23 protein-coding genes and 1 tRNA gene are annotated in these 23843 nt (G+C 64.3%); 7 read left to right on the top strand and 17 right to left on the bottom strand.

Translation table 11 applies throughout. The features are described 5' to 3' along the window. Positions 1 to 24: 24 nt before the first annotated feature. Both ADBZ9O_RS06680 and ADBZ9O_RS06675 read right to left on the bottom strand, forming a co-directional pair. Positions 25 to 2025: an ArnT family glycosyltransferase gene (locus tag ADBZ9O_RS06680; RefSeq protein WP_526529564.1), complete on the bottom strand. Its 2001-nt coding sequence runs from the start codon at positions 2023 to 2025 to the stop codon at positions 25 to 27. After that, positions 2022 to 3248, bottom strand: coding sequence for a bifunctional glycosyltransferase family 2/GtrA family protein (locus ADBZ9O_RS06675; RefSeq protein WP_526529562.1), 1227 nt, complete (start codon positions 3246 to 3248; stop codon positions 2022 to 2024). The genes ADBZ9O_RS06680 and ADBZ9O_RS06675 overlap by 4 nt, the downstream gene beginning before the upstream one ends. A 99-nt stretch (positions 3249 to 3347) precedes the next feature. Between ADBZ9O_RS06675 and ADBZ9O_RS06670 the strand changes: the two genes are divergently transcribed. Further along, positions 3348 to 3749: an HIT family protein gene (locus tag ADBZ9O_RS06670; protein ID WP_526529560.1), complete on the top strand. Its 402-nt coding sequence runs from the start codon at positions 3348 to 3350 to the stop codon at positions 3747 to 3749. On the opposite strand, the gene ADBZ9O_RS06665 is transcribed toward ADBZ9O_RS06670, so the two are convergent. Beyond that, complete coding sequence (locus ADBZ9O_RS06665) at positions 3724 to 5196, bottom strand: sensor histidine kinase (protein WP_526529558.1); 1473 nt, start codon at positions 5194 to 5196, stop codon at positions 3724 to 3726. The genes ADBZ9O_RS06670 and ADBZ9O_RS06665 overlap by 26 nt on opposite strands. Positions 5197 to 5240: 44 nt before the next feature. Next, positions 5241 to 5957: a response regulator transcription factor gene (locus ADBZ9O_RS06660; protein WP_526529556.1), complete on the bottom strand. Its 717-nt coding sequence runs from the start codon at positions 5955 to 5957 to the stop codon at positions 5241 to 5243. Positions 5958 to 6106: 149 nt separating this feature from the next. Between ADBZ9O_RS06660 and ADBZ9O_RS06655 the strand changes: the two genes are divergently transcribed. Together ADBZ9O_RS06655 and ADBZ9O_RS06650 are read left to right on the top strand one after the other, a co-directional pair. Then, positions 6107 to 6832, top strand: a complete 726-nt coding sequence (locus ADBZ9O_RS06655; RefSeq protein ID WP_526529554.1) for a hypothetical protein — start codon at positions 6107 to 6109, stop codon at positions 6830 to 6832. Between the two features lie 46 nt (positions 6833 to 6878). Next, positions 6879 to 6953: transfer RNA gene (locus tag ADBZ9O_RS06650), tRNA-Thr, on the top strand. A 24-nt stretch (positions 6954 to 6977) separates the two neighbouring features. Here ADBZ9O_RS06650 and ADBZ9O_RS06645 read toward each other — a convergent pair. The 5 genes from ADBZ9O_RS06645 to ADBZ9O_RS06625 form a co-directional block, all read right to left on the bottom strand. Beyond that, positions 6978 to 8183 (bottom strand): Bcr/CflA family efflux MFS transporter, encoded by a 1206-nt coding sequence (locus tag ADBZ9O_RS06645; RefSeq protein WP_526529552.1) that lies wholly within the window; start codon positions 8181 to 8183, stop codon positions 6978 to 6980. A gap of 120 nt (positions 8184 to 8303) precedes the next feature. Next, positions 8304 to 10115 carry a sulfatase family protein gene (locus tag ADBZ9O_RS06640; RefSeq protein ID WP_526529550.1) on the bottom strand — a complete coding sequence of 604 codons (1812 nt, stop codon included), beginning with the start codon at positions 10113 to 10115 and terminating at the stop codon, positions 8304 to 8306. Continuing rightward, positions 10112 to 11086, bottom strand: a complete 975-nt coding sequence (locus tag ADBZ9O_RS06635) for a VOC family protein (RefSeq protein WP_526529547.1) — start codon at positions 11084 to 11086, stop codon at positions 10112 to 10114. The genes ADBZ9O_RS06640 and ADBZ9O_RS06635 overlap by 4 nt, the downstream gene beginning before the upstream one ends. Further along, positions 11083 to 11946, bottom strand: a complete 864-nt coding sequence (locus ADBZ9O_RS06630; RefSeq protein ID WP_526529545.1) for an alpha/beta fold hydrolase — start codon at positions 11944 to 11946, stop codon at positions 11083 to 11085. Before ADBZ9O_RS06630 ends, ADBZ9O_RS06635 begins: the two co-directional genes overlap by 4 nt. Then, on the bottom strand, positions 11943 to 13529 hold the full coding sequence (locus ADBZ9O_RS06625; RefSeq protein ID WP_526529543.1) for an FAD-dependent oxidoreductase: 1587 nt from the start codon (positions 13527 to 13529) through the stop codon (positions 11943 to 11945). Before ADBZ9O_RS06625 ends, ADBZ9O_RS06630 begins: the two co-directional genes overlap by 4 nt. Before the next feature lie 108 nt (positions 13530 to 13637). Between ADBZ9O_RS06625 and ADBZ9O_RS06620 the strand changes: the two genes are divergently transcribed. Together ADBZ9O_RS06620 and ADBZ9O_RS06615 are read left to right on the top strand one after the other, a co-directional pair. Then, complete coding sequence (locus ADBZ9O_RS06620) at positions 13638 to 14267, top strand: TetR/AcrR family transcriptional regulator (protein ID WP_526529541.1); 630 nt, start codon at positions 13638 to 13640, stop codon at positions 14265 to 14267. A 79-nt stretch (positions 14268 to 14346) separates the two neighbouring features. Then, the gene (locus ADBZ9O_RS06615; RefSeq protein ID WP_526529539.1) at positions 14347 to 14727 is read left to right on the top strand and encodes a PPOX class F420-dependent oxidoreductase; all 381 of its coding nucleotides are present in this window, start codon (positions 14347 to 14349) and stop codon (positions 14725 to 14727) included. 65 nt (positions 14728 to 14792) lie between these two features. On the opposite strand, the gene ADBZ9O_RS06610 is transcribed toward ADBZ9O_RS06615, so the two are convergent. The 3 genes from ADBZ9O_RS06610 to ADBZ9O_RS06600 all read right to left on the bottom strand — a co-directional run bounded on the left by ADBZ9O_RS06610 (position 14793) and on the right by ADBZ9O_RS06600 (position 17255). After that, positions 14793 to 15215: a nitroreductase family deazaflavin-dependent oxidoreductase gene (locus tag ADBZ9O_RS06610; protein WP_526529537.1), complete on the bottom strand. Its 423-nt coding sequence runs from the start codon at positions 15213 to 15215 to the stop codon at positions 14793 to 14795. 109 nt (positions 15216 to 15324) lie between these two features. Beyond that, the gene (locus tag ADBZ9O_RS06605; RefSeq protein ID WP_526529535.1) at positions 15325 to 16401 is read right to left on the bottom strand and encodes a 3-deoxy-7-phosphoheptulonate synthase; all 1077 of its coding nucleotides are present in this window, start codon (positions 16399 to 16401) and stop codon (positions 15325 to 15327) included. A 230-nt stretch (positions 16402 to 16631) separates the two neighbouring features. Then, positions 16632 to 17255, bottom strand: a complete 624-nt coding sequence (locus tag ADBZ9O_RS06600; RefSeq protein WP_526529533.1) for a flavin reductase family protein — start codon at positions 17253 to 17255, stop codon at positions 16632 to 16634. An 80-nt stretch (positions 17256 to 17335) separates the two neighbouring features. Between ADBZ9O_RS06600 and ADBZ9O_RS06595 the strand changes: the two genes are divergently transcribed. Next, positions 17336 to 18823: a flavin-containing monooxygenase gene (locus ADBZ9O_RS06595; RefSeq protein WP_526529531.1), complete on the top strand. Its 1488-nt coding sequence runs from the start codon at positions 17336 to 17338 to the stop codon at positions 18821 to 18823. Here ADBZ9O_RS06595 and ADBZ9O_RS06590 read toward each other — a convergent pair. The 3 genes from ADBZ9O_RS06590 to ADBZ9O_RS06580 are packed head-to-tail and all read right to left on the bottom strand — an operon-like array spanning position 18790 to position 21004. Next, positions 18790 to 20007 carry a M20 family metallopeptidase gene (locus ADBZ9O_RS06590; RefSeq protein WP_526529529.1) on the bottom strand — a complete coding sequence of 406 codons (1218 nt, stop codon included), beginning with the start codon at positions 20005 to 20007 and terminating at the stop codon, positions 18790 to 18792. The genes ADBZ9O_RS06595 and ADBZ9O_RS06590 overlap by 34 nt on opposite strands. 57 nt (positions 20008 to 20064) lie before the next feature. Continuing rightward, positions 20065 to 20496 carry a DoxX family protein gene (locus ADBZ9O_RS06585; RefSeq protein ID WP_526532909.1) on the bottom strand — a complete coding sequence of 144 codons (432 nt, stop codon included), beginning with the start codon at positions 20494 to 20496 and terminating at the stop codon, positions 20065 to 20067. Further along, entirely contained in the window at positions 20489 to 21004 is a 516-nt protein-coding gene (locus tag ADBZ9O_RS06580) for a VOC family protein (RefSeq protein ID WP_526529527.1), read from the bottom strand. Before ADBZ9O_RS06580 ends, ADBZ9O_RS06585 begins: the two co-directional genes overlap by 8 nt. Before the next feature lie 108 nt (positions 21005 to 21112). Here ADBZ9O_RS06580 and ADBZ9O_RS06575 point away from each other — a divergent pair, with 108 nt between their 5' ends. Next, positions 21113 to 21604, top strand: a complete 492-nt coding sequence (locus ADBZ9O_RS06575) for a MarR family winged helix-turn-helix transcriptional regulator (RefSeq protein ID WP_526529525.1) — start codon at positions 21113 to 21115, stop codon at positions 21602 to 21604. Between the two features lie 83 nt (positions 21605 to 21687). Here ADBZ9O_RS06575 and ADBZ9O_RS06570 read toward each other — a convergent pair whose 3' ends face one another. Both ADBZ9O_RS06570 and ADBZ9O_RS06565 read right to left on the bottom strand, forming a co-directional pair. Next, positions 21688 to 22680 (bottom strand): GGDEF domain-containing protein, encoded by a 993-nt coding sequence (locus tag ADBZ9O_RS06570; RefSeq protein ID WP_526529523.1) that lies wholly within the window; start codon positions 22678 to 22680, stop codon positions 21688 to 21690. An 82-nt stretch (positions 22681 to 22762) separates the two neighbouring features. Next, positions 22763 to 23755 carry an Acg family FMN-binding oxidoreductase gene (locus ADBZ9O_RS06565; RefSeq protein ID WP_526529521.1) on the bottom strand — a complete coding sequence of 331 codons (993 nt, stop codon included), beginning with the start codon at positions 23753 to 23755 and terminating at the stop codon, positions 22763 to 22765. Positions 23756 to 23843 lie beyond the last annotated feature (88 nt).

Below are 23843 nucleotides of genomic sequence, written 5' to 3'. Positions count from 1 at the left end.
GGGAGCCGCAACGCTCCCGCGGGGTTATTGCGTCAGGTCGTACATCAACACCCGGCCCACCTTCATCGGGGTGAAGTTGCGCTGCACCCACTGCTGAATCAGGGCGGCATCGTTGAGGTGTCCCCACTTATCCTGTTCCACCGGATTGGTGATGATGAAGTAGTGGATGTGCTTGCCCAGCGCCAGCCTCAGGAACTGATCCGGCGCCGGCGCCGGATCGGTGGTGTTGTACCCGCCGACCGGCATCACCGGGCGGCCACTGGCCAGTTGATATCCGGCGGCGCACATCGAACCGACCGTCGCGGCCACCCAGCGGTAGTTGTCGGCATTCTCGGTGAGTTTCGCGATGACCTCGGGTGCCGGTGTGCCAGAGTCCAGCAGGCTGCATCCCGCGACATGGTTAGGCCGTCCCGGCGCACCGACGGGCCGCAGGAAGGCAGGACCTGTCGCCTCGATGATCTGAGCAGGCTGGGCGCCCAGCGGAGAATTCGAACTCACCCGCATGCGTGAGCGCAGCGTCGGGCCTGCGGACGGCAGGCCGCCCGAGTTGCCCTGAATCACCGTCGTCAACGAATAGGCCACCGGGGCAAGCAATGCCGTCGACACGATCGCGACCACAGCGGCGGTCCGCAGCGGTGCGCGCTCCGCCCATGCCACGCGGGCCAGGGCCAGCCAGCCCAACGCTATCGCGGCGACACCTAGCACCAGCCACTTGAGCCACGGACTGTAGAGCGGGTAGTAGCTCAGCGCGAAGAACGCGGTGCCCGCCGTGGCCGCGACGGCCAGAGCAAGGGCGATCCGACCCCAAACCTGTTGCCGGTGTTGCCAACACACTTCTGTGCCGATCCCGACAAGCGCAGCGATGGCCGGTGCCAGCGCGACGGTGTAATACGGATGGAAGATCCCTTCCATAAAACTGAAAACCGCGGCGGTACATATCAACCACAAACTCCAGGTGAGCACCTGAGCGCGCATCCCGTCGGTACGTGGCGCCCGGACTCGCCAGATCAACAGCACCGCACCGAACAGCAGTGCCGCGGGGAGCAGCCAAATAATCTGGCCGGCCTGCGCCAGCTGGAAGAGTCGACCGATACCGGGCACGCCCCACATATGCAACGACGCCGCAGTCTGTTTGGACCCGTTGGCGGGGCCAAGCGCCAGACCGGCAGTGCTGCCGGGCTCGTCCCCGGACAACCGCCCAAGACCGTTATAACCCAGCGTCAACTCCATGATCGAGTTATGCGTAGTGCCACCGATCCAGGGCCGATCACTGGCCGGCCACAGCTGCACGAGCAATACCCACCAGCCCGCCCCGGCTACGGCGGCAGCCAAACCCGTTGCCAGCTGCCATAACCGGGTACGCAACCGGTGCGGAGCCGCGACCAGATACACCACCCCTAGTGCGGGCAGGATCAGCATGACCTGAAGTTGTTTGGTCAGATAACCGAGACCGACGCAGAGCCCCGCTATCACCACCCAGCGGGTGCGGCCGTCGCCGATCGCGCGCAGCATCGCCCACACCGCGGCGATCATCAGCAGCACCAACAGCGCGTCGGGATTGTTGTACCGGAAGATGGCCACCGCAATCGGTGTCAGTGCAAACACCAAACCGGTCGCGAGGCCTGCAATTTCGCCGAATGGCCGGCGCACGGTGTCCCAGAGCAGTGCCACCGCGGCCACCCCGATCACCGCCTGCGGTACCAGGATGCTCCATGAATTCAGACCGAAGACCCGGACCGAGAGGCTCATCGGCCACAGCGACAACGGCGGCTTGTCGACGGTGATGGAATTCGCCGCATCCGAGGAACCGAACAGGAAGGCCTTCCAGGACTGCGAACCCGCCTGCGCTGCTGCCGAATAGAACGAGTTCGCCCAGCCTGATACCGACAGACCCCACAGGTAGAGGACCGCAGTTGCGGCGAGCAGTGCGATCAGCGCCCACGAGTAGGACAGCCGCGCCCTGGGCGGTTCAAGAGCCACATCCGGCGCGCTATCCAGCGTCGGCAATGTCGTTGTCGTCGTCATGTGCGCGTCGCAAAGACCCGTCGCAGCGCGACGAATCGCGCGAGGGTGGCCACCAAATTGGCCACGACGAGAACAGACAGCTCGGTGACCTTGCCGACGGTCGGGTCGATGCGGTGCAGCAGGAAAAGTGATCCGCTGGTGACCGCGAGCCCGAAGACAAAGACCAGCAGGCCGTGCAGGTGGTGACGCGCCGCGTCGGTCCGCCCGCGGATCCCGAACGTGAAAGCCCGGTTGGCCGCGGTGTTACCGATCGCGGTGAGCAGCAGCGCGGTCAGGTTGGCGGCCTGCGCGCCGAGGACGGGATGGATGAGCAGATAGAGCAGTGCGTAGGCGATCGTGCTGATGATGCCGATGAGGCCGAAGCGCACCAATTGGCCGACCATCCCACGCGGAACACCCTCCACCAGCGGTTCGCGGCCCAGACTCGCCTGCAGCTCCCGCACCGGCAGCGCCCCGCTGGCCAGTGCTCGCCCGATCCGCCAGCAGCCGTGCAGGTCTTCCAGGGCGGTGCTGACGATATCGACGTGGGAGTTGGGGTCGTCGATCCAGTCGACGGGGACTTCGTGGATACGCAGCCCAGCGCGCTCGGCGATCACCAGGAGTTCGGTGTCGAAGAACCAGCCAGTGTCGACGACCAACGGCAGAAGCCGCCGCGCCACCTCGGAGCGCAGGGCTTTGAAACCGCACTGGGCGTCGGAGAACCGGGCGCCAAGCACCCCACGGAGTATCAAATTGTAACTGCGGGAAACGAACTCACGCTTGGGTCCGCGCACCACCCGCGACGAGGGGACGAGCCTGGAGCCGATGGCGATATCGGAGTGCCCGGAAACCAGCGGGGCAACCAGCGGCATCAGGGCGGCCAGGTCGGTGGAAAGGTCGACGTCCATATAGGCCACGACCTCGGCGGGCGAGCCCATCCATGCCGCGCACAGTGCGCCGCCTCGGCCCTTGGCCTCCAGATGCATGACATGCACGTCGGGCAACTCCCGGGCCAGCACTCGGGCCACCTCGAGCGTGTTATCGGTGCTTGCGTTGTCCGCCACCGTGATCCGCGCCCGATAGGGCACCTCGTCGACCAAGAAGCGATGCAGCCGGCGGACGGCGCTCGGCAGATCCACCTGCTCGTTGTAGACCGGGATGACGATGTCGAGGACGTATTGCCCGGTGTGTCCGGGATCCGTGCTGGCGTCAGTGCCGGGCGACGGCAGCGCCAGTTCGGTCATGGTCCTCACGGTCTCGTGGCAAGCTGCCACGGCACTGCATCGAGGCTGTGAGGTTGCTGCGAAAAGACTTCGGGGCGGCCGCCCATATGCTTGGGCGTCATGGCCACCCTCTTCACCAAGATCATCAACCGGGAACTCCCGGGCCGCTTCGTCTACGAGGACGACGAGTTCGTCGCGTTCCTGACGATCGCGCCCGTCACCCAGGGGCACACCCTGGTGGTCCCACGAGCCGAAATCGACCAATGGCAGGATGTCGACGCGGGAGTCTTCGGCCGGCTCATGGCGTTGTCCCAGCGCATCGGCGGCGCCGTGACCAGCGCCTTCAACGCGCAGCGCGCCGGACTTCTGATTGCCGGACTCGAGGTTCCACACCTGCACGTGCACGTCTTCCCCGCGTACACGATGGGCGATTTCGATATCAGCGGCGCGGACACCAGCCCGTCCCCGGAGTCACTCGATGAGGCGCAGGCCAAGATCACAGCTGCGCTGACTGCTCCTTAGCGGGCTGGTCGAACTCCGCCGGGTGAGCGGGGACGTCGGCGAACCGGGGCAGGCTGACGCGGAAGCAACAGCCGCGACCGGGTTCGGTGCGCACTTCGACGGCGCCCCCGTGGGCGAACACCAGCGAATCCACGATGGACAGGCCTAGACCGGTGCCGCCACTGGAGCGCGCCCGCGAAGAATCGGTCCTGAAGAACCGCTCGAACACCCGGTGCGCGTCGTCCTGGGTCATCCCCGGGCCCTTGTCGGCAACTTCCAGGATCGCGCAGTCGCCGACGGTACCGACCCTCACGGTGATCCCCGCAGTTTCCGGTGTGTGCTGCAGCGCGTTGGCCACCAGGTTGCCGAGCACCTGCCGGAGCCGCGCCTCGTCACCGATGACCTCGGGTGTTCCTGGCCCGTCGAAAACGTCCATTGCGATGGTGCGGGCCGGTGCAATCGACTGCGCGTCGTGCACCGCGTCGGTGGCCAGCGTGAGTAGATCTACCCGCCGCTGTTCGAGCGGACGTTGTGCGTCCAGGCGGGCGAGCAGTAGCAGATCCTCGACGAGTAGCCCCATCCGGCGGGATTCGCTCTCGATACGCGACATCAGCATTTCGACATCACGAGCGGCGCCCTGGCGATACAGCTCGGCGAAACCGCGGATGGTGGTCAACGGGGTCCGCAACTCGTGGCTGGCATCGGTGATGAAACGACGCATCCGTTCCTCGGAGGTGCGGGCCTGCGCGGCCGACGATTCCGATGACGCCATCGCGCGCTGGATCTGGGCCAACATTCCGTTCAGCGCCAGCGATAGACGGCCCACCTCGGTGCGCGGATCACGTTGCGGCACACGGCTATCGAACTCACCGGCGGCAATCGCGGCGGCAGTCTGCTCCACCTCGGCCAGCGGCCGAAGGCTGCGATGCACGACGGCGTACCCGGCGATGCCGAGCACCAACAGGACCGCGACGCCGATCCCGGCCTGGGCGTAGATGAGCGAGCGAACCGTCGATTGCACGTCGGACAGATCGATCGCGACCGTGGTCAGTTCACCGTGCGGTCCGCGCACCGAGACCGCGCGCCACTCGACATGGGACCCGTCGATCGACCCGACCGTGGTCGGCACCGGACCCACGTCGTTATCGTCGGGTAATTCAGGGTCGGCATCGCGGTCATTGACCGCCATCCAGACCCGGCCGTCATCTCCGACGCCGCGGACATAGAAATTCGACGGCGGGCGGCCCGGGTTCGGGCCCTCGTTCGGGGGCGGCGGCATCCGGCGCGGGGCCTGGGCCCAGCCGCGCGACGCATCGATCAGTGTCTGGTCGACGCGGCCGATCAGGTCGTGTTGCAGGATCGTCGTGACGGCGATACCCGAGGCCAACAGGCCGAATGCCACCAGAACCAAGGTGGCCGCAACGAGGCCTACCCGGAGTGGGACACCTCGTCGCCGAAGGCTGGGCATGCGTTTTATTGTCCGCCAGTCACTTGAAGTTGGACCGCTAACCGCTAACGCGGCTCACGTAGCACGTAACCCACACCGCGCAGGGTGTGCAGCAAGCGCTTATCCCCGGTGTCGATCTTGCGTCGGAGGTAGGAAACGTAAGACTCCACGACGTTGACGTCGCCGCCGAAGTCGTAGCGCCACACGTGGTCGAGGATCTTCGGCTTGCTCAATACCGTGCCCGCGTTGATGACGAAGTAGCGCAGCAGGGTGAATTCGGTCGGCGACAAGGCCACCGGTTCGCCGGCCTTCCACACCTCATGGGTGTCCTCGTCGAGCTCGATATCGGCGAAGCTCAGCCGGGCGGTGCGCGGCTCTTCGACGCCCCTGCCGGTGCGTCGCAGGATCACCCGAAGGCGCGCGACCACTTCTTCGAGGCTGAACGGCTTGGTCACGTAGTCGTCGCCGCCGAGTGTGAGACCTGCGATTTTGTCCTGCAGGGTGTCCCGGGCGGTCAGGAACAGTGCCGGAGCATCGATCCCGTCGGCGCGCAATCTGCGCAGCACCCCGAATCCGTCCATGCCGGGCATCATCACGTCGAGGATGACTGCATCGGGCTTGATCTCGCGGGCTCGGTCCAGCGCGGCGGGGCCGTTGGCGGCGGTGTACACCTCAAAGCCCTGAAACTTCAGACTCACAGACAGAAGCTCGACGATATTCGTCTCGTCGTCGACGACCAGCACGCGTGCTTCCGGCTTGGAATCGATCAATGGGGCTGCCATAAGCAATTAATGTCCTCCTAGTTGCTTGCAATAACGCTGGATGGTCCCTGTGTACTTCCTGTGAGTCGGGTTCAGGGTTGGTTTCAGCGTCGGTGCGACGTCGGCGATACCGCCGGTCCCCGCAAACACCTCCCCCTAGACTTGCCTGCATGAACCTCGGCAAGAGCCTCGTCACGCTGGCAACCGCGCCGGTGCGCATCGGGCTCGCCGCGACCGAAGCCGGTCTCGGTATCGCCGAGGGGGCATTGGGCCTGGTCAAGCAGTCACTTGGCGAGACAGCCGCACCGGTCGGACCGAATTCGGTCATGCATCTGTTCGGCCTCGACGAGCAAGTGGCCCGGGCCAACCGGATCGCCAAACTCATCGACGATGACGCTCCCCTGGGCAAGGCCCTGGCGCCCGACGGCCCGATCGATCGCCTGATGCGCCCCGGCGGCCTGATCGACCGCGCCACTGCACCCGGGGGCGTCCTGGACAGGTTGACCGCCGAAGGTGGCGGATTGGAGCGTGCGCTGGCGCCGGGCGGGCTGGTCGATCAACTTCTTGACGAAGATGGCCTGGTCGAGCGCCTGTTGGCCGAGGATGGCCTGGCTGACCGGCTTCTCGCCGAAGGTGGGCTGGTGGAGAAACTGACCGCGCGCGACGGCCCGCTGGAACAGCTCGCCGACGTGGCCGACACCTTGAACAGGCTGGCGCCCGGACTGGAGTCGCTCGCACCGACGATCGACTTACTGCGCGACGCCGTGACCACGCTGAGCCAGGTGGTCAACCCGCTGAGCAATATCGCCGACCGCATCCCACTGCCCCGCCAATTCGGGCGGCGCCCGACCACCCGCCCCGTCCCGTCGCAGCGGGTCATCGACCACGACGAGTGACCCGATAAGCTGTCTACGCGCTGAGCCCGATTGCGGCTCGGTACACGCCTCCGTAGCTCAGTGGTAGAGCACCGCTCTTGTAAAGCGAAGGTCGTCAGTTCAATCCTGACCGGGGGCTCCACACCTCAAGCCCGACTGTGCACGCTCAGTCCTGGCGGCGATGGGCCAGCACCGTCACCGCTGTCAGGATCAGACAGAGTCCAGCTGCTACGGACATCACCGTCGCCCATGCTCCGGCGCTGCGTACCACCACCACCGCGACCGCGGCCGTTGCCGCGGCCCCAAGCAGGTACTGGGCCGCGCCGATCAGCCCCGACGCCGACCCCCTGTTCTCGCCGGCGGCCGTCATGCAGATGCTCATCAGGGCGGCTTCGAGAGAACCTATCCCCACGATGCCGATGAAGATCCCGCCGGCCACCACAGCAAGGGGCAGGTCCAGCCACGCGGCTGCCAACGTTATTACCGTGCCAGCGAACGAGATTGACGCACCGACGACGGCAAGCCGGTTGGTGCTGATGCGGTGCGCGAGGAAGTGTGCTGCCAACGCCCCCAGCAGCGCAGAGACTCCGGTCAGGCCGAACACCAACCCGAACTCGGCCTGTTTGAGACCGTAGTGCCCCTGGTACACGTAGGACGCGCCACCGATGTAGCTGAAAAGGAAGACGAACGCGACCGACATCGCCGCCCACGGCAGCAGGAATCGCCGCCGGGTCAACAGTCGGCCGTAGATGACCAACACCGGACCGAGGCGCATGGGAGCTCGATCGGCAATCGGTAGCGATTCGGGCAGGACGAAGAACGCCAACGCGGTCGCCGCACCACCCAGTGCAGCCAGCACGACGAACACCGCCCGCCAGCCGAGTACTTGTTCGATCACTCCCCCGATGGCCGGCGCGACGATCGGTCCCGTCATCGCCACCACCATCAACGCCGCAAAAAGCCGGGTGGCCGCATCGCCCTTGGCCCGGTCGCCGACGGAGCTGAGCGCCACCACGAAGACCAGGGACCCCGCCACGCCTTGGACCACGCGGGCGGCGATGAGCACCGCCATCGACGGCGCCGCCGCAGCCAGCAGGCAGCCCAGCACGAACAAGGTCAGCCCGGCCAGTAACGGTCGACGCCTGCCGAAGGCATCCGTGAGTGGACCCGACACGAACTGGCCCAGCCCCAACGCCAGCAGGTAGCCGGTCAGGGTCAGCTGCGTGACCCCCTGCGACACGGCGAACTCGGTGCCGATGCTCGGCAGCGACGACAGGTAGGTATCGATCGCGAACGGGCCGAGCGCGGTGATCGCCCCCAGGGCGATGGTGAAGGAACGTGGGGGTGCCGGTGCGGTCACGACGGATGCCACGGCGCTTCTTCCCCAACTTCGTCGATCTTCGAATGAACGTCAGATCAGACTAGTGACAGTGAGGCACTCTGGCTGATCGACAAGGTTGGGTGCAACTTTGTGCACTTTCGACGCCGCGGATTACAGGTCCATCCTGTCGATCTGCCAGTCGATATCGGCGAAGTTCGGCATCTCGCGGCCGTCGTCTACACCGATCTCCGCCTTGATCACCGCCTCGAGCTCGGCGCTGCATTTCAGGACAAGGTCGGCGTTATCACCCTTGGCGGCCGCCAGATTAGTCATCTCGTTGGGGTCGGCGTGCAGGTCATAGAGTTCGACGTCGTTGAAGCGATAGAGCTCGTCCAGATTTGTCGGTACGTTGCGTTGCGCAGGTGCGAAGTACCTGCTGAATTTGTACTGGCCGTCGAACATCGTCCGTAGACTGCCGCGTTTGTTTAGATCAGGTTTAAATCCGTTGGCCGCCATGGTTTGTCGCGGATCCTGACCGGTCGCCTTCGCTTCGGCGAACAGCTTTACTGCGTCGCTGTCGTTTGTGGCCAGCCCGCTATAGGTGAATAGCACGCTGTTTCGCACAGCATGAATGTCGGCATTGCCGGGATTGGACAAGGCTGAGCTGAAGTCCTTGCCGGGCAGTGGCCGGCCTGCATATTCGACCGCGGCTTCCGAACTCACCCCCGCCATCGCGAGCAGACTGGGTACCACGTCGAGATGACTGGTGAGCGCGCGCATGTCCTGGCCGCCGTTGATGTCAGGGTGCACGATATGCATCGGGAGGTGAATGGCCTCCTGATACGCGAAGGGTCCCTTGCCGCGCAGCCCGTGTGCACCGGCCATCTCACCGTGGTCAGAGGTAAACACCACAATCGTGTTTCCGTCCAGAGCCAGGTCGTCCAGCTCGGTCAACAACATCGAAATCTGTTGGTCGACAGTGCGGATGCTGTTGAGATAGAAGTCGATGAAGCGTTGCCAGCGAGCCGGCTCCGGCGGGATGGCACCGAGTGTATATCCCCAGGCCTTGAGGAATTCACCGTGCGCGGCCGGCCGGCCGGGCTGGTCCATCGGCTGATCGAGACTGGCGGGCAATGCCGTGTTCCAGCGCTGCTGATACATCGCGTGCTTCGGTGCGCGGGCGGCGTGCATCAGTAGCTTGCCGGTGTCCTGGACATTGTCACCGGGTTCGTCGGTGTTGAAGTACATGATGTCGTGCGGGTTGATCAGGCTGACGAACAGCGCCCACGGCTTACCGTCGTCGGCCAAGGGTCGCCCCTTGTCGCGTAGCCATGACTGCGCGGTCGTACCGATGATCCCGTCGGTGGTGTAACCGCCAAGATCATGCGCCAGCGAATCGACCGGTAACCCAAAATCCGAGAAACCGTATGCCTCCATCCGTTCGGTCAGAACGTGCTGGGGTGGGGCGATGTCGAATGCCGCATCGAGATGCCACTTGCCCTGATAGGCCGTGTAATAGCCGGCTTTACGCAGCAGGTGACCGATCGTCGGCACCGTCGTGCTCATGGCGTTCACGTAGGGCAGGTCAGCATTCTCGAACATGCCGTTATCGGCAGTTTGCAGTCCCGTCAACAGCACCGCACGCGAACTGGTGCACATGACAGCCGGTGCGTAATGGCTGTGCAGCGTGACACCGCTGGCAGCCAGCCGCTCCCGCCCGGGCAAACTCATCCCGGACGGCCAGCTGTCGAAATACCTTTCCTGGTCGGTGAATACGAACACGATATTGGGGCGGGTACCGCGCGGAGGTGGGGCGAGCTTGGCCGGTGAAGCACCCACCTCCCCGGAGCGGGCCTCTGTAGAGGAACACGAGGAGAGCAGTGGCGCGGCTACCGCCATGGCGCCGGTGGCGGCCAGGAACCTACGCCGGGATGGACCACTCGCCGCGATTGGCGGAATTGGCGGATTAATTGATGTCGTCATGCACCGCTCCCTACGTGCTCCCGGCGCGTCAATGACGCTGCAGCGGTTTTGAATTGAGCCAGCTTCTCGATGACTGTCTGTCCGGTCCGGGTGTGTCCCCAGATGCTGATGCCCTGATACGTGGTGGGTTCCCAGGTGTCTTCATCGACGGTGACCGGATTCCAACCCACCTCCCATTCGAAACCCGATGGGGTCCTCGCATAGAACGACAGTTCACGGTCATTGGTGTGCTGCCCGATGCCCAGCGCCATATCGAAGCCGAGTGTCGACACGCGCTGATACGAATCAACCATGTCATCGAGCTCGGAGACCTGGACATTGAGATGCTGCACCCGGGTTCGGATCGGATCTATCGGGAGCCTGCGAACATTGGCGATCGCCACCGAATGGTGTCGTTCGTTGACTCGAAGAAAGCGGATCTTCATTTTCATGCCGCTGATCGTCTCGTCGATGAAATCCGTCAGTCTGGCGTCGAACGCCATCCCGAAATAAGCTTGTAGCGCATCGGGTTTGGTCGATGTGATGGCCACATGGCCGATACCGCCCGCGCCGGTGACAAACCCGCGGTGCCGAATGCGCGGCGGCGCAGGGCTGGTTGAGGCCGTGGTGAACACCTCCTGCGCAAGCCCCTTCGGTCCGGGGAACCGCAGCAGTCGCTGCACCCCTCGTAGCGCGGCCTCCTGCGAGCTGCCCTCGACCACCGGCAGGCCATACGCGGTGACACGAGCGATCACTTCATCGAGGGTGCGGTGATCATCGAGGCGCCAGCCGATCGCGGTCACGTCCTCAGCCGGCCCACGCCGCAGCAGGAATCGACACTGATGGTCATCGAGACGGAAACGAATGGTGTCGCTGTCGAGTTCGTCGCAGTGCATCCCGACGGCATCTTCGCCGAATCGGCGCCAGTCGGTGAAGCGGTTACTCTCGATCACCACGTAGCCCAGAGCTACGTTGCCGAATACCGAACTCATTGCGCGCCCCCGGCCAGGAAGGCGCGGGTGACGCCATTGAAGAATTCCGCTCGTTCCCATTGCACCCAATGTCCGGCGTTCGCGGCCAGCAGCAGGTCGCAGTTGGGCATGATCCGAGCCAGCATCTGGCCACCCGCGGGACGGTTGACGCGGTCGGCGGCGCCCCAGACCACCAGTGTCGGCGTCGTGAGCCGGGCCAGCCGGTGATCACGGGTGAGGTCCATTCGCCATAGCGTGCGCAACGCCATCGGCCCCGAAGGCCGACGCAGGGGTGGGTTCGCGATCACCTCGGGATCGATGCTTGCCAGATAACGCGACTCGACCACGCTGTCGGGCACTGCGTCTCCGTCGAACACCAGGTACTCGCGGATGAACGCGTTCAACTTTTCCCGAGTGGGCCCCTGCCCACCGTAGTAGTCGAAGAGCTTTCCCAACCCCTCGGTCGGCAACGCACGGGTGGTACCGATACCACCGGGGCCCATCAGCACCATCTTCTCGACCCGCTCGGGGGTGTCCAGCGCCAGCCGCAAGGCACACGCACCGCCGTAGGAGTTGCCGACCAGATGCGCGGAGTCGATGTGTAGCTCGTTCAGCAATCCACGAATGCTGTTGGCCAGGAACCCGAACGGGTCGTTGCCGTCCACTCCTTTGGCGGAGCGACCGTAGCCGGGCAGGTCAGGTACCAGGACACGGTAATCACCAGCGAGCGCATCAATGTTGCGCGAGAAGTTCGAAACCCCGGAGGCACCGGGGCCGCCACCGTGGAGCAGCACCACCGCGGGACCGGTCCCGGTCTCGGCGTAGAACATCTCTCTGCCGCCGATTGTGACAGCAGTTTCAGTCATCGTTGCGGTAGTCATGAGGCGCTTCCTTGAGGCTGGCGGTTCTTCTCGGCGAGACGAAGATCTGATGGCGGTTTGGGCAGCGATTGCCCAGGACCCGCTGCGGCATAGATGAATCCGTCAGGCCGCACGACCACGGTTTGCGCCCCCTTGCCGGTCAGCCAGTCGACGAGTGTGCCTCCACCGTCGACCAGAGTGTTCGGCGCCGGGTAGCCCTCTGGTCCGGTAAGGCGAAAAGCATTGGCGCCTAACCTGATCCATGCCAGAGAGCCGACAGGAAGCGTGGCACCGGTATGCAACAGAGCCCACTGCCCCCGCAAAGCGTCATCGAGGCGAACGCCGACGCCCTTCTCGTCGATCAGCCATGGTTGCGGCAGCTGCCAGCCCACCGCCGGTGCCCGGCCCCACAGGTAGCCATCCCGGTAACGGGCATCGGGAATCCACATGGCGCCATGCAATTTCGCTGGCAGATAGGGAATCTTCATCACCGCGCGCATCACGGTGTTTCGCAGTGCAGCCAGCACTGGGCGCGGTTCGGTGATAATTCTGCCGACCCGCACTGCCCGCTTGGTGACCTCGCGAACATGCGGCATCCGTTCGGCCTGATAGGAATCCAATACCGCGTCGGGCGCCGAACCGTCGAGCACCGCGGCGATCTTCCAGCACAGGTTGGCGGCATCGCGAACCCCGGCCGACATTCCCTGTCCGATCCACGGCGGCATCGCATGCGCTGCATCGCCGGCCAGGAATACCCGGCCCACCCGCCACCGGTCGGCAATCCGAACGTGATGGCGGTAGATCACCGCGCGCAGAATCCGTACGTGCTTGTCGGTGATGCCCTGGCCGCGCAGAATGCGCCAGATCGCCGGGTCGCTGACCAATTCTGCATCCGTCGCGTCGCCGCGAGCCGGGTACTCCCACCGGTGATGCCCCAGCGGGGTGGGGCAATCAACGGTCGGGCACACCGGATCACAGTGAAAGCGCAGGCTGTCATGGCCCGGCCACTGCTCGAGGACTTCGGTATCGATGACGACCCAACGCTCACCGTACGTGCGCCCGGTATAGCCGATACCGAGTTGGCCGCGGGTAGGACTTGATCCGCCATCAGCGGCGATGACATAGGACGCGCGGATGCGGATGAGCGAGTCGGTAGTCAGGTCTGCCAGCGTCAACTCGACGTCATCGTCGGCGGCCAACACATGCCTGCATTCGTGGGACAACAGCACGTCGACGTTGTGAAACCGATTGACACCTTCCCGCAGCACAGTGTCGACCGCCGGCTGGTACAGGAACTGCTGCGACGGGTGCCCGCAGTCATGTGACGGCGTTTTCAGTTCGATGAAGGTGTTTCCACCCGCGTCCACGAAGTGCAGGGGCCGATCGGGCAGCATGTCGGCTGCCAACTGCTCGGCGAGACCGGCCCGCTGCCAGATTCGCATCACTTCGTCATCGGTCGAGATCGCCCGAGCACGTTGGTAGATATCCGGATCACGTTCGATGACAACCACTTTGACTCCGAGCTGGCCCAGAAGGTTGGCGGCAGTCGCACCCGTGGGCCCGTAACCGATGATGGCGACGTCGTACGTCGGTGCAGTGGTCACGACGACCTCGTTTCTAGCTCAGCAGGGTGATTTATTACCGTAGTGATCACTACGGTAAGCTGATTGACTAGTGTGAGTCAAGGCACAGATGTCAGGAGAACCGCTCAAGTGGCCGAGGAACGTAAGCCCCGTCGCCGTCGCGCCAATGGTGAAGAATCGCGTAACCGGATCCTGGATGCCGCGTCGGAAATTGCCAGCGAGCGCGGATATGAGGGCGCCTCCATCGCGTTGGTCAGCGCTAAATGCGGCCTACCCGCGAGTTCGATCTACTGGCATTTCAAAGACAAAGACGACCTGATTGCCGCGGTGATCGAGCGCAGCTTCGCTCAGTGGCTGGTCGCCTGGCAGATGCCTCCAGGCGATGACGACCGCGACCGATTCGCCGCCTTGGCAAGGCAAGTCGCCAAGGCGATGCTGGACACCCCGGACTTCATCCGGCTTGGGTTGATGCTGGCGCTGGAACGCAGACCCGTCGAACCGCGGGCCCGTTCGATGTTCCTCGAGGTGCGCGAACAGGCGTCTCGGCAGATATCAGAGACCATTAGTCAGTTCGCACCCGATCTCGGTGCGGCCGCAGTCCGGCAACTGACGCTGTATGCACTCGCCGGCGCCGACGGTTTGTTCATCGCCAAGGAGATCGGCGGTGACTCAATCGACCTGACCGCCATGTTCGGCCTGCACGCCCAAATGCTGTATGACGCCGCGCAGCGGCTTGCCAACGAGGACGCGCCGAACTGACGGAGCGCCCTGTGGCTTCAACTCCGCAGAAGCGGGCACCCTGATCACCTGCAGTGCCCACCACCTCCAGGAGGATCAGATGTCACCACTCACAGATGACGCCAAGCAGATGCTGTCGAAGCCCAATCCAGCCGTCATCTGCACGGTCCGGCGCGACGGACAACCGGTATCCGCTGCCACGTGGTATCTCCTGCGAGACGATCACGTGCTGGTCAACATGGATGTCGGTCGAAAGCGCCTCCAACACATGCGCAACGATCCGCGAGTGTCACTCACCGTGATCGACCAAAGCGATTGGTACACCCACGTCACCGTCATCGGCCACGTCGTCGATATCCACGATGACGATGGCCTCACGGACATCGACGCGCTCTCTGAGCAATATCAGGGAAAGCCATACCCGGACCGGAATCGACCCCGGGTCAGCGCCCTGATCGAGATCGATCGAGTGCACGGGTAGGGCGCGCAAAAGAACAACGACCAGCCCGACGGTCGCGGGTGAGGACGGGCCGGCTCAAACGGCTTTCAGGCAATATCGGCGACGAAAACGCCGGACCGCTTCGCGACGACCTGAGCCATCCGCGGCAGCGTCGGATCGACCGTGCCCGCGGGCAGGACTCGTGGGTTCACCAAATGCAGGTCCTTGCGGGCGACGTGGATATCCGACTCGCCCGCCGCCAGGACGTTCTTCACCCAGTTGGTCTTGCCGTGGGCCAGCCCGATCGCCAGCACGCTGCCCTTGCGGTACGCGGTGACGATGGTTTCGTACTCCTTGCCTGATGTGCGGCCGCGATGCTTGATCACCGCAAAACCAGGCATCCGTTTCGACAGCGGCCGCAGCATCGGATTCACATATTTGATCTGGAACCGCTCCAACCACGGCGGAAACAACATCGGGACGCCAGGGGCGTTGTTGGGGTGGTCTTCCCTCGAAGATGACGCTGGCATGACGGCTCCCGGATCTAATGTGTGTTGCCCAGGGACAATAGTCGCTGCCGATAGCCGATGGTTGTCACCAGGCCCTTTTGGGTGCTCCAGCAGCGAAATAGCTACGCGCCTAATCGCTTTCCAGCGCCTGGCACTGGGCCTGATGTAACTGCGCCAGCACGTCGGCGGTGACATCGAAGCCCATGCACTTATCCGTGACCGACTGGCCATAGACGAGTTCTCCCCCGACGGGCTGCGCCCCCGCGACCAGGAAGCTCTCCAACATCAGACCGCTGATACCACGCTCTCCGGCCGCAATCCGACCGGCAATCTCACCAGCGACCTCCGCCTGGCGGACATGATCTTTGCCCGAGTTGGCGTGCGAGCAGTCGATCATCACCCGACCTGGCAGCCGCGCGGCAGCCAGGCTGTCAATGGCCTCCGCAACCGAATCGGCGTCGTAGTTCGGGCCGGTCGAGCCGCCTCGCAGAATCAGGTGACAATCGGGGTTGCCTGCCGTCTCAACGACCGCACCCCGACCCAGACCATCGATACCGAAGAAAACGTGCTGCGCCGCAGCCGCTTTCACCCCATCGATGGCGGCTTGGACGTTTCCATCGGTGCCGTTCTTGAACCCGACCGGCATCGAGAGCCCCGAGGCAAGCTGGCGATGAATCTGCGACTCGGTGGTTCGGGCCCCGATCGCTCCCCACGCGATGGTGTCGGCGATGTACTGCGGGCTGGTGGGTTCGAGGAATTCGCCGCCGACGGCCAGGCCGAGGGCGTTGATGTCGAGTAACAGCGCTCGTGCGGTGCGCAGGCCCCGTTCGACGTCGTAGCTGCCGTCCATCCCGGGATCGTTGATCAGCCCCTTCCAGCCGACCGTGGTGCGTGGTTTCTCGAAGTAGACGCGCATGACGATCTTCAATTGATCGGCGTAGCGACGCGCCAGGGGAGCCAACCGATGCGCATAGTCCAGAGCTGCTATCGGGTCGTGCACCGAGCAGGGCCCGACGATCACGAGGAGTCGGTCATCACGACCGGCCAGGATGTCGGTGATCTCGTCACGATGGCGCCGCACTGCAGCGGCACCGTCCTGCGTGAGCGGAAGTTCCGCACGCATCTGATCGGGTGCCGGAACGGCACGAAAGGACACGATCCGCTGATCGGAGGTGCTCTCGACAACAGTGCTGTTGGTGATGGTCACGATCTCGGGCTTCCTGTGATGGTGATCAGGGCAACCCGCGAAAAGCTCCGGTGCCCTGAAATGACAAAAGCAGTGACCGTGTGGTCACTGCTGGGCTCCGGGTGGCGTAGCGCGGTGGTCTAATGCGCCTTATCTGAGGCTCCACCCGGAGCCGAGATAAAGCGCCAATAGCCGCGCGTGCCGATATTCACGCTCACGACCATACCCTGCGTGCCGTCAGCCGTTGTCCATCACGTCGGTCGAGTCATCGTGAACACGCTCTCTGGCCCAATTTCTGAGTAATTCGCCGGTCCGCCGGCCCGAAGGATGGGCCGGGGTCCAGCGGTGTCATAGACGCCGTCGACCAGCCACCGCCGGTCGATGTGCACAGCCACCACCTGCCCCAGCACCAGCCAGCTACCGACTCCTTCACCGGCGGTATTCTCCAGCTGAATGAGTTGGGTGAGTTTGCATTCGAAGTTGACGGGACTTTCCAACACCCGAGGCGATGTGACCATGGTTGAGGGGACGGCGGTCAGCCCACTGCGATCAAATTCGTCCTCATCGGGTGGCAGCGTGGCGGCGGTCTCGTTCATCGCCACCGAGAGCTCGCGGGTGGCCAGATTCCAGACGAAATCGCCGGTGGCATCGATGTTGGCCACGCTGTCTTTCCAGCCGATCGACGAGAATCCGACGATCGGTGGATGGTAGTTGAAGCCGTTGAAGAAACTATAGGGAGCCAGGTTGCGCACTCCTTGTGCGTCCTGGCTGGAGATCCAGCCGATCGGGCGAGGTCCGACGATCGCGTTGAACGGGTCGTGCGGCAGCCCCGTTCCGTCAGCCGTCCGGTAAAAATGTGCCCCTGCGCCGGCCATTGCATTTCTCCTGATCGTAAATCGTTGCTGCGTCTAGCATTTGCCCCCATTGTCGGGCACGTACGTGCGAGAGTTCCCCGGTGACGGGAAGTGTCGCCGTGATCGGCGCCGGGCCAGGCGGCCTGGTCGCTGCCCGCTGGCTGCGTGCCCAGGGGTTCGACCCGACGATCTTCGAGCAGAGCCCGGTTCTCGGTGGACAGTGGGCGGGGCTCGTCGGCCGCAGCGGCGTGTGGCCGACCATGCACACCAACACTAGTCGTGTCTTGACCGCCTTCAGCGATGTGGACCACCAGACCGGCGCAGTCTTTCCGTCCTGCCACGAGATTCTTGGCTACCTGCATCGCTTCGCCGAGGCGTTCGACCTGACCTCACTTATTCGTTTCGGCACCCGGGTAGACCTGGTCAGCCGGATCGACCGCAGATGGCGAATCACCCACGGCGGTGTCGACGAGGACTTCGACCGGGTCGTGGTTGCCACCGGCAGGTTCCATTCCCCTGCTGTCCCTTCCGTTCCCGGACTCGAGGCGTTCACCGGCGGCGCCGGGGTGAGGTCGACGTACCACTACCGGGATCCGTCTGAGTACCTCGGCAAGCGCGTCCTGGTGGCCGGCTGTGCGGTCAGTGCGCTGGAGATAGCGACCGAGCTGGCCCAGCTCGGCGCGGCGGAGGTGGTGATCACCCAGCGGCGGCAGCGTTATGTGCTGCCGAAGTTCGCCGCCGGAGTTCCCTCCGATCACCGAATCTTCACGAGGTACGGCACCCTGGCCAGCGAAACCCTGCCGCCAACGGAGGTCGACCGCCAGCTCAAGGAAATCGTGGTCGAGGCCGGTGGCAGCCCTCAGCAGTACGGCGCCCCCACGCCAGATCCATCGATATTCACCGCCGGTGTCACCCTCAACCAGAACTACCTGCCACTGGTGGCCGAAGGCCGGATCAGGATCCGGCCCTGGATGCAGTCCATCACTGCGACGACCGTGACCTTCGCCGACGGGAGTGCCGAGGATTTCGACGGGATTGTGCTCGGCACCGGGTTCGAGCTGGATCTGCCGTTCTTGAGTGCGGAGATCCGCGCGACGCTCGACCTGGACGCCACGCACTTTGATGCTGATCGCTACACGTTTCATCCGGATCTGCCCGGCTTTGCTCTGGTGGGTATGTGGGACCAGTCCGGTGGATATTTCGTGCCGCTGGAATTGCAGGCCAGATGGATTGCCTACGCGTGGGGTGGCGCCATCCCGACGCCCAGCGACACCGAGCAGCGGTCAGCGATCGCCACCTACCGGTCGCGCCGCGGACAATCCCAGAAGACTCGAATGAATTTGGCTGCCATGGCTTTTGCCCGAGCGGCCGGTGTCGAACCGCACCTGGTCAATTGGCCGCAGCTGCGTCGGGCTCTGTTGTTCGGTCCGCTGGCTCCCAGTAGCTTTCGACTTGACGGCCAGGACGCCAGGTCAGACGCGCCGGCCCGCTTCGCCAAGGACGCCGCCGCGTTCGGTGCGATCACCAGCAGCGAGCTCACTGCGCGCGAACGGAGCTACTGGTCGTCGGTCGAGACCGCGCAACCCTGATGGCGGCTCGTCTCGCCGGAGGTCAGCTGCTCGATCGCCAGCACATACATCTCCATGGCCCGCGAGATGTCGGCGAGGGCAACCTTCTCCTGTGATGTGTGCGCCAACGCAGGATCACCCGGACCCCAAATCACCGTCGGCACACCACTTTCACTCAGAAACGAGGCGTCATTACAGGCTTCGTCGAAGCCGAAAACGCCGTCCCCGATAACCAGCAGGGCGGCCTCGTGGGCTGCGCGCGCCAGCGGACCGTCCTCGTCGATGAGGCACGGCGGCCACACCTTCGTCACCTCGGCGGAGATGGCGAAATCGCTGTGCTCTTCAGCCGCAGCCTGTACCGCGTGCTCGATCTCCGCGAAGACCGCGGTCGGCGATTCCCCGGGAACCAACCGCCGGTCGATTGTGAACACAGCTTTGTCGGCGATCGAATTCACCACGGTGCCAGCGTTGAACGTCGTCACCGTCAGCGGGGATGCCGGGATGCCGTAGGGCCCCGCAGGCCCCGCCTCGTGCGGCAGCCGTCGAATGATGTCGGCCGCCACCGGGATGGGATTTCGCCCCGCCGACGGTATACCCGCGTGCGAGGCAACGCCGTCGACCGTCACCCGGATCCACAGCAGCCCTCGATTGCCGAGGTAGGGGCGGAGCCCCGTGGGTTCCGCGCAGATTGCCCAGTCGTATTCGGCCAGCCCGTACTCCGCGATATACGGGATCAGACCGAGATCGCTTCCGGTTTCCTCGTCGACGTCGATGAGCAGAGTCACACTGCCCTGATCGAGGGAGCCGGTGGCGTGCAGCGCCGCGATCACCCCCGCGAAGCAGGCGATTCCAGCCTTCATATCGCAGGCACCGCGGCCATGGAGTTCGCCGTCTTCGATGGTGGCCGCGAACGGATCGCGCTGCCATCCGGTATCTGCCGGTACCACGTCGATATGCCCTTGAAGAAGAATGTTGACACCCGGTCTCGAGCCCTCGACGCGGGCCCGCAGGGTCGGCACGCCTGCCTCTGACCTGCAGACAGTGACGCTCACGCCTGCCCGGTCGAGATATCGAGTCAGGACACCCAACGCTTCGGTGGTCCCTGGCGTGGCCGCCCCGACGGACCGGCAGCGGACCAGCTCCTGCAGAAGGTCAAGGGCCGACGGCTGAAGCTGCGCCAGCGCGGATTGCATTGCGCCATCCACGGTGAGCTCCTAACAAGGGGTTCGACAACCACCGGAATCGTCGCACGTGTGGGGTGGTCAGCGCCTGGTGAGCGTCGGTCGCGACGCGTGGTTGCGGCGGTTGTCCAGTGCGAAGGAGCCTGCTCCCGTGAAGATCAGCAAGAAGAACCCGAAGCAGTACAGGACGGCGAGTTCCCCGCCGTTGGTCATCGGGATGACCCCGGTAGGGAGATGCTGGGTGAAGAAAGCGAAGGCCATCGTGCCCGATGCGAAGAACGCAGCGATCCGAGTGAATAATCCGAGCGTGATCAGCACGCCGGCGACCAATTCGATGCACCCGGCATAGAAATACGGCCACTGGCCGGTTGTGGCTGCGGGGCCCGCAGGCCAGCCGAAGAGGTGCCCGGCGGCGTGACACAGGAACAACAGACCGAACACCACCCGGAACAGACTCAGCACAGCGGGGGCGTGCGGGCTCAGTCGCGCGTCGAGGTTGGCCACATTACTCATCACGTGTTGCTCCTTTGTTGAGGTTGCCGGCTGTTCGGATGCCGGACCAGGATTCGAGTTCTGCTGCAAGATCAAGCTTTTCGACAACTGCGGCGCTTTCGTAGCGTCCCCACTGTGCACGCGGAAGCATCCACATGAGCTCAAACTGGTTGCCGTCGGGGTCTGCGCCGTAGACGCTCTTGGTGGCACCGTGGCTCGACTCGCCGGTATAGGCGCCGACACCGCGCAGGACCTCGCGAAACTCGGCCAGTTCATCGACGGTGTCGAGCTGCCACGCGAGGTGGTAGAGGCCGACCGATCGCCGGGGCTGGGGAACCGCTCCGGCTATCTCGAACAGTCCCAGATCGTGGTGGTTTCCCGAACGCGCCAACCGGAGGAAGGCTGCGTTGATACCCCGCTCGCGACTGACCAGTTGCATACCGAACACGTCGATGTAGAACTGCGCAGCGCGGTCGACATCTGCCACGAAAAGCACCGCATGGTTGAGGCGGACGGGCGAAACGGACATCGGCTCGGCACTCCCTGCATGGCAACACGGGTTGCAATTAGTTGTAGCTACAATTATGACGTTAACACACCATAGTTGTAGCTACAACATGTATGAGATGCTGAGTGGATGGTCGCCAAGGGCGTGAGTCCCGCCGAGCAGGCCGCATGGGTGCGGTTCGCGTCGGTTCTTGAATTGCTGCCGGGCGTCCTCGACACCCAGCTACGCCGCGACGCGGGGTTGATGCATTTCGAGTACTTCGTGCTGGCGATGTTGTCGGAGGCACCGGATCGGACGCTGCGAATGAGTGCGCTTGCAGCGCAGACCAATTCCACGCTCCCCAGACTGTCCCATGTGGTCAAGCGGCTCGAAGGCCGAGGCCTGGTGCAACGCTTTCCCTGTCCAGACGATGCTCGGGCGACCAATGCGCGTCTCACCGACGACGGCTGGCGCAAAGTTCTGCAGGCCGCCCCAGGACACGTGGCCAACGTCAGGGACAACGTCATCGACGCGTTGACCGGTGACCAGGTGCACCAGCTCACTGACATCGCCGAGGCGATTCTGGGCCGCCTTGATCCCGACGGCTCGATGTCGGCGACCTATCATCGCTACGATCAGTAGAGATCGATACGACTGTCGCCCAGCATCTTTGCGCAACGCTTGGCGTACGAGCACGTCGCAGTGAATCGCGATCGGGTGCTGATCTACTTGTCCGGCACCCCTGGTGCTACCCGCGGAACCTGACCGTCGCGCCGGCCGCGTTTACGGTGGTAAAGATCGTCGTCCGCAGCGGTCAACAGACTGACGAAGCCTGCTGGCGCTGCATCCCCAGCGGCGACTCCGGCGGTGACTCCCGCGACTTGCCCTGCCGTGAGTTCGTCGGCGAGCAGCCGAGCCCGGTCCTGGTCGTATCCCGATAGCACAACCACGAATTCGTCACCGCCGAGTCGCCCGATGACCGCCGACTCCGGCAGTTGGGCCGCCCACGACGCCGTGAGGTGACTCAGCACCCGATCACCAGCGGCATGCCCATCGCTGTCGTTGATACGTTTGAAATCGTCGACGTCAAAGACGATCACCGCAACGCTTTCGTTGCGCCGGCGCGCCTTAGCCATCAGGTCGCCCACTTGGCGGTGCACACCGGCGCGGTTCCAGACCGATGTCAACGGATCGCGAAGGGCGGTTTCGAGCAGTGCCGCATTGACCAACCCGACGACCTCTGCGGCCCCGATGATGCAGACCGCGAAGAAGAACAGCCACAGCACCGGCACCGCCGCGGGCGCGACCAGCAAGCCGAGGATTGCGGCGAGAGCGATCAGGGCCGACGCCACCCTCGTCGCACGCACCGAGTGAAATGTCCGGATGAATACCGCGGCGAACATCAGCGGTACCAGGGCCCAGACTTGCGCGACGGACTGCTCGTGAAACAGCAGAACCACGACCGGCGCTGCGCACATCAACGTCACCGCGACGAGATAGCGGATACCGAGCAACGGGTGGCGAATCGTGGCGAGCATCCCGGCGGCGCACAGCACGACCGCCACCATCTCCCCGCGCGATTCGAGCATGACAGCGTGCGAGCCCAGCGAAGAGGCCACGGCCACGGCATAGAGCGTCAGCAGTATGCCCAGATAGGAGAGCAGAATTCGGCGCCGCAATCCGTCGCCGACATCCGCGCCGCCGATGTGGTGCAACATTGAACTCCCGGTGCGTATCGGCTTGGATGCCAATCACACTAGTTGGTGTAACGCCGCCCGGGCGGTCGTGGTCTACCGAGAGTTATCCTTGCCGCGAATGATGAAGCCAGTCAACGGTTTCTGACAGCGGCCGTCGCGGTGTGGACGGTAACGGATCAGCGTTGAGGGAGGCCCAGCCGATCCGCAACAGCATCTGCGGGAACGCGCTCGCACCGAAAACTTCTGCCGCAAGATCCTGACGGGTTTCGGCTACCTCCAGTGGCTCGGTGATCGGGCAGCTGGCCAGACCCAGTGCGGTGGCGGTCAGCAAGACCAGGCTGGTGGCCTCCCCAGCCCGCAGCCGGGCGATGTCGTCGTCGGCCGCCGTACCCAACCCAACCAAGACACCACGATCGGCATCCGGTGTCACATCAACCGGTTGCGCCAAAGCGGTACCGGCGAAGACCCGGCCCGGCGGTGTCGCGGTCGGATCCGACGGCGGTGTGTTCCGCGCGGGCACGCCGGCGGTGGACGCATAGCGGCCGCTCCATTCAGTGAGCTCCCTGGCGTAGCCATCGTCGGTCGCATGCTGGCGCACCGACTTAGCCACCGCCGCGTTGAGAGCCTCGGTGGCCTCGATCTGCCGCAGCAGCGTGCCCGCCCGGGCGGCGCGTGCACCCATCAACGCGATATCACCGCGGGGGACCGGCCAACTGCTGTAGATACGCCGATCTGTCCGGCGCCGCGGGATCGCCGCAGCCAGGGCGATATCTGTTTCTGTCGGGCGGGACGGGCCGAGCGTGACCGACGCGAGATGATCGCGATCCGCGGGGTTGGGGAAGCGATGGATTTTCGCCTGCCAACCCAACGCGGCCAGGGCGACGACGCAGTGGTTCAGTACCGTCCCGCAGCTCAGCATCAGATCGCGGCCATCAGGATCTGTCCGGGGTAACTGCAGTTCCGGGACGGCATACAGGTGCAGGCTCTGATCACCGATCCGCCAGCGCCACGGTTGAGAGTTGTGCACCGACGGCGCGCGGGCCGCTAACGACAACGCCGCGTGAAGCGTCTCATCGATCGGGAAATGCCCATTCACCGATACTCATCTCCCTTCGCCACGCTCGTTGTCGCCTCATCACCTGTCCCCTGACCACCTGGCCCCATCGTGGCCGATCACAACCGAT

It is taken from the genome of Mycobacterium sp., assembly GCF_965229105.1.
GTDB lineage: Bacteria > Actinomycetota > Actinomycetes > Mycobacteriales > Mycobacteriaceae > Mycobacterium.
This window is presented reverse-complemented; position numbering and strand designations above follow the sequence as displayed.

Coding starts and splice junctions, on each gene's coding strand:
- ADBZ9O_RS06640 (WP_526529550.1), bottom strand. CDS start 10,115: ATGACGACATCAATTAATCCGCCAATTCCGCCAATCGCGGCGAGTGGT.
- ADBZ9O_RS06670 (WP_526529560.1), top strand. CDS start 3,348: ATGGCCACCCTCTTCACCAAGATCATCAACCGGGAACTCCCGGGCCGC.
- ADBZ9O_RS06630 (WP_526529545.1), bottom strand. CDS start 11,946: ATGACTACCGCAACGATGACTGAAACTGCTGTCACAATCGGCGGCAGA.
- ADBZ9O_RS06580 (WP_526529527.1), bottom strand. CDS start 21,004: ATGTCCGTTTCGCCCGTCCGCCTCAACCATGCGGTGCTTTTCGTGGCA.
- ADBZ9O_RS06575 (WP_526529525.1), top strand. CDS start 21,113: ATGGTCGCCAAGGGCGTGAGTCCCGCCGAGCAGGCCGCATGGGTGCGG.
- ADBZ9O_RS06610 (WP_526529537.1), bottom strand. CDS start 15,215: ATGCCAGCGTCATCTTCGAGGGAAGACCACCCCAACAACGCCCCTGGC.
- ADBZ9O_RS06585 (WP_526532909.1), bottom strand. CDS start 20,496: ATGAGTAATGTGGCCAACCTCGACGCGCGACTGAGCCCGCACGCCCCC.
- ADBZ9O_RS06655 (WP_526529554.1), top strand. CDS start 6,107: ATGAACCTCGGCAAGAGCCTCGTCACGCTGGCAACCGCGCCGGTGCGC.
- ADBZ9O_RS06680 (WP_526529564.1), bottom strand. CDS start 2,025: ATGACGACGACAACGACATTGCCGACGCTGGATAGCGCGCCGGATGTG.
- ADBZ9O_RS06570 (WP_526529523.1), bottom strand. CDS start 22,680: ATGTTGCACCACATCGGCGGCGCGGATGTCGGCGACGGATTGCGGCGC.
- ADBZ9O_RS06615 (WP_526529539.1), top strand. CDS start 14,347: ATGTCACCACTCACAGATGACGCCAAGCAGATGCTGTCGAAGCCCAAT.
- ADBZ9O_RS06660 (WP_526529556.1), bottom strand. CDS start 5,957: ATGGCAGCCCCATTGATCGATTCCAAGCCGGAAGCACGCGTGCTGGTC.
- ADBZ9O_RS06665 (WP_526529558.1), bottom strand. CDS start 5,196: ATGCCCAGCCTTCGGCGACGAGGTGTCCCACTCCGGGTAGGCCTCGTT.
- ADBZ9O_RS06600 (WP_526529533.1), bottom strand. CDS start 17,255: ATGGCCGGCGCAGGGGCACATTTTTACCGGACGGCTGACGGAACGGGG.
- ADBZ9O_RS06675 (WP_526529562.1), bottom strand. CDS start 3,248: ATGACCGAACTGGCGCTGCCGTCGCCCGGCACTGACGCCAGCACGGAT.
- ADBZ9O_RS06635 (WP_526529547.1), bottom strand. CDS start 11,086: ATGAGTTCGGTATTCGGCAACGTAGCTCTGGGCTACGTGGTGATCGAG.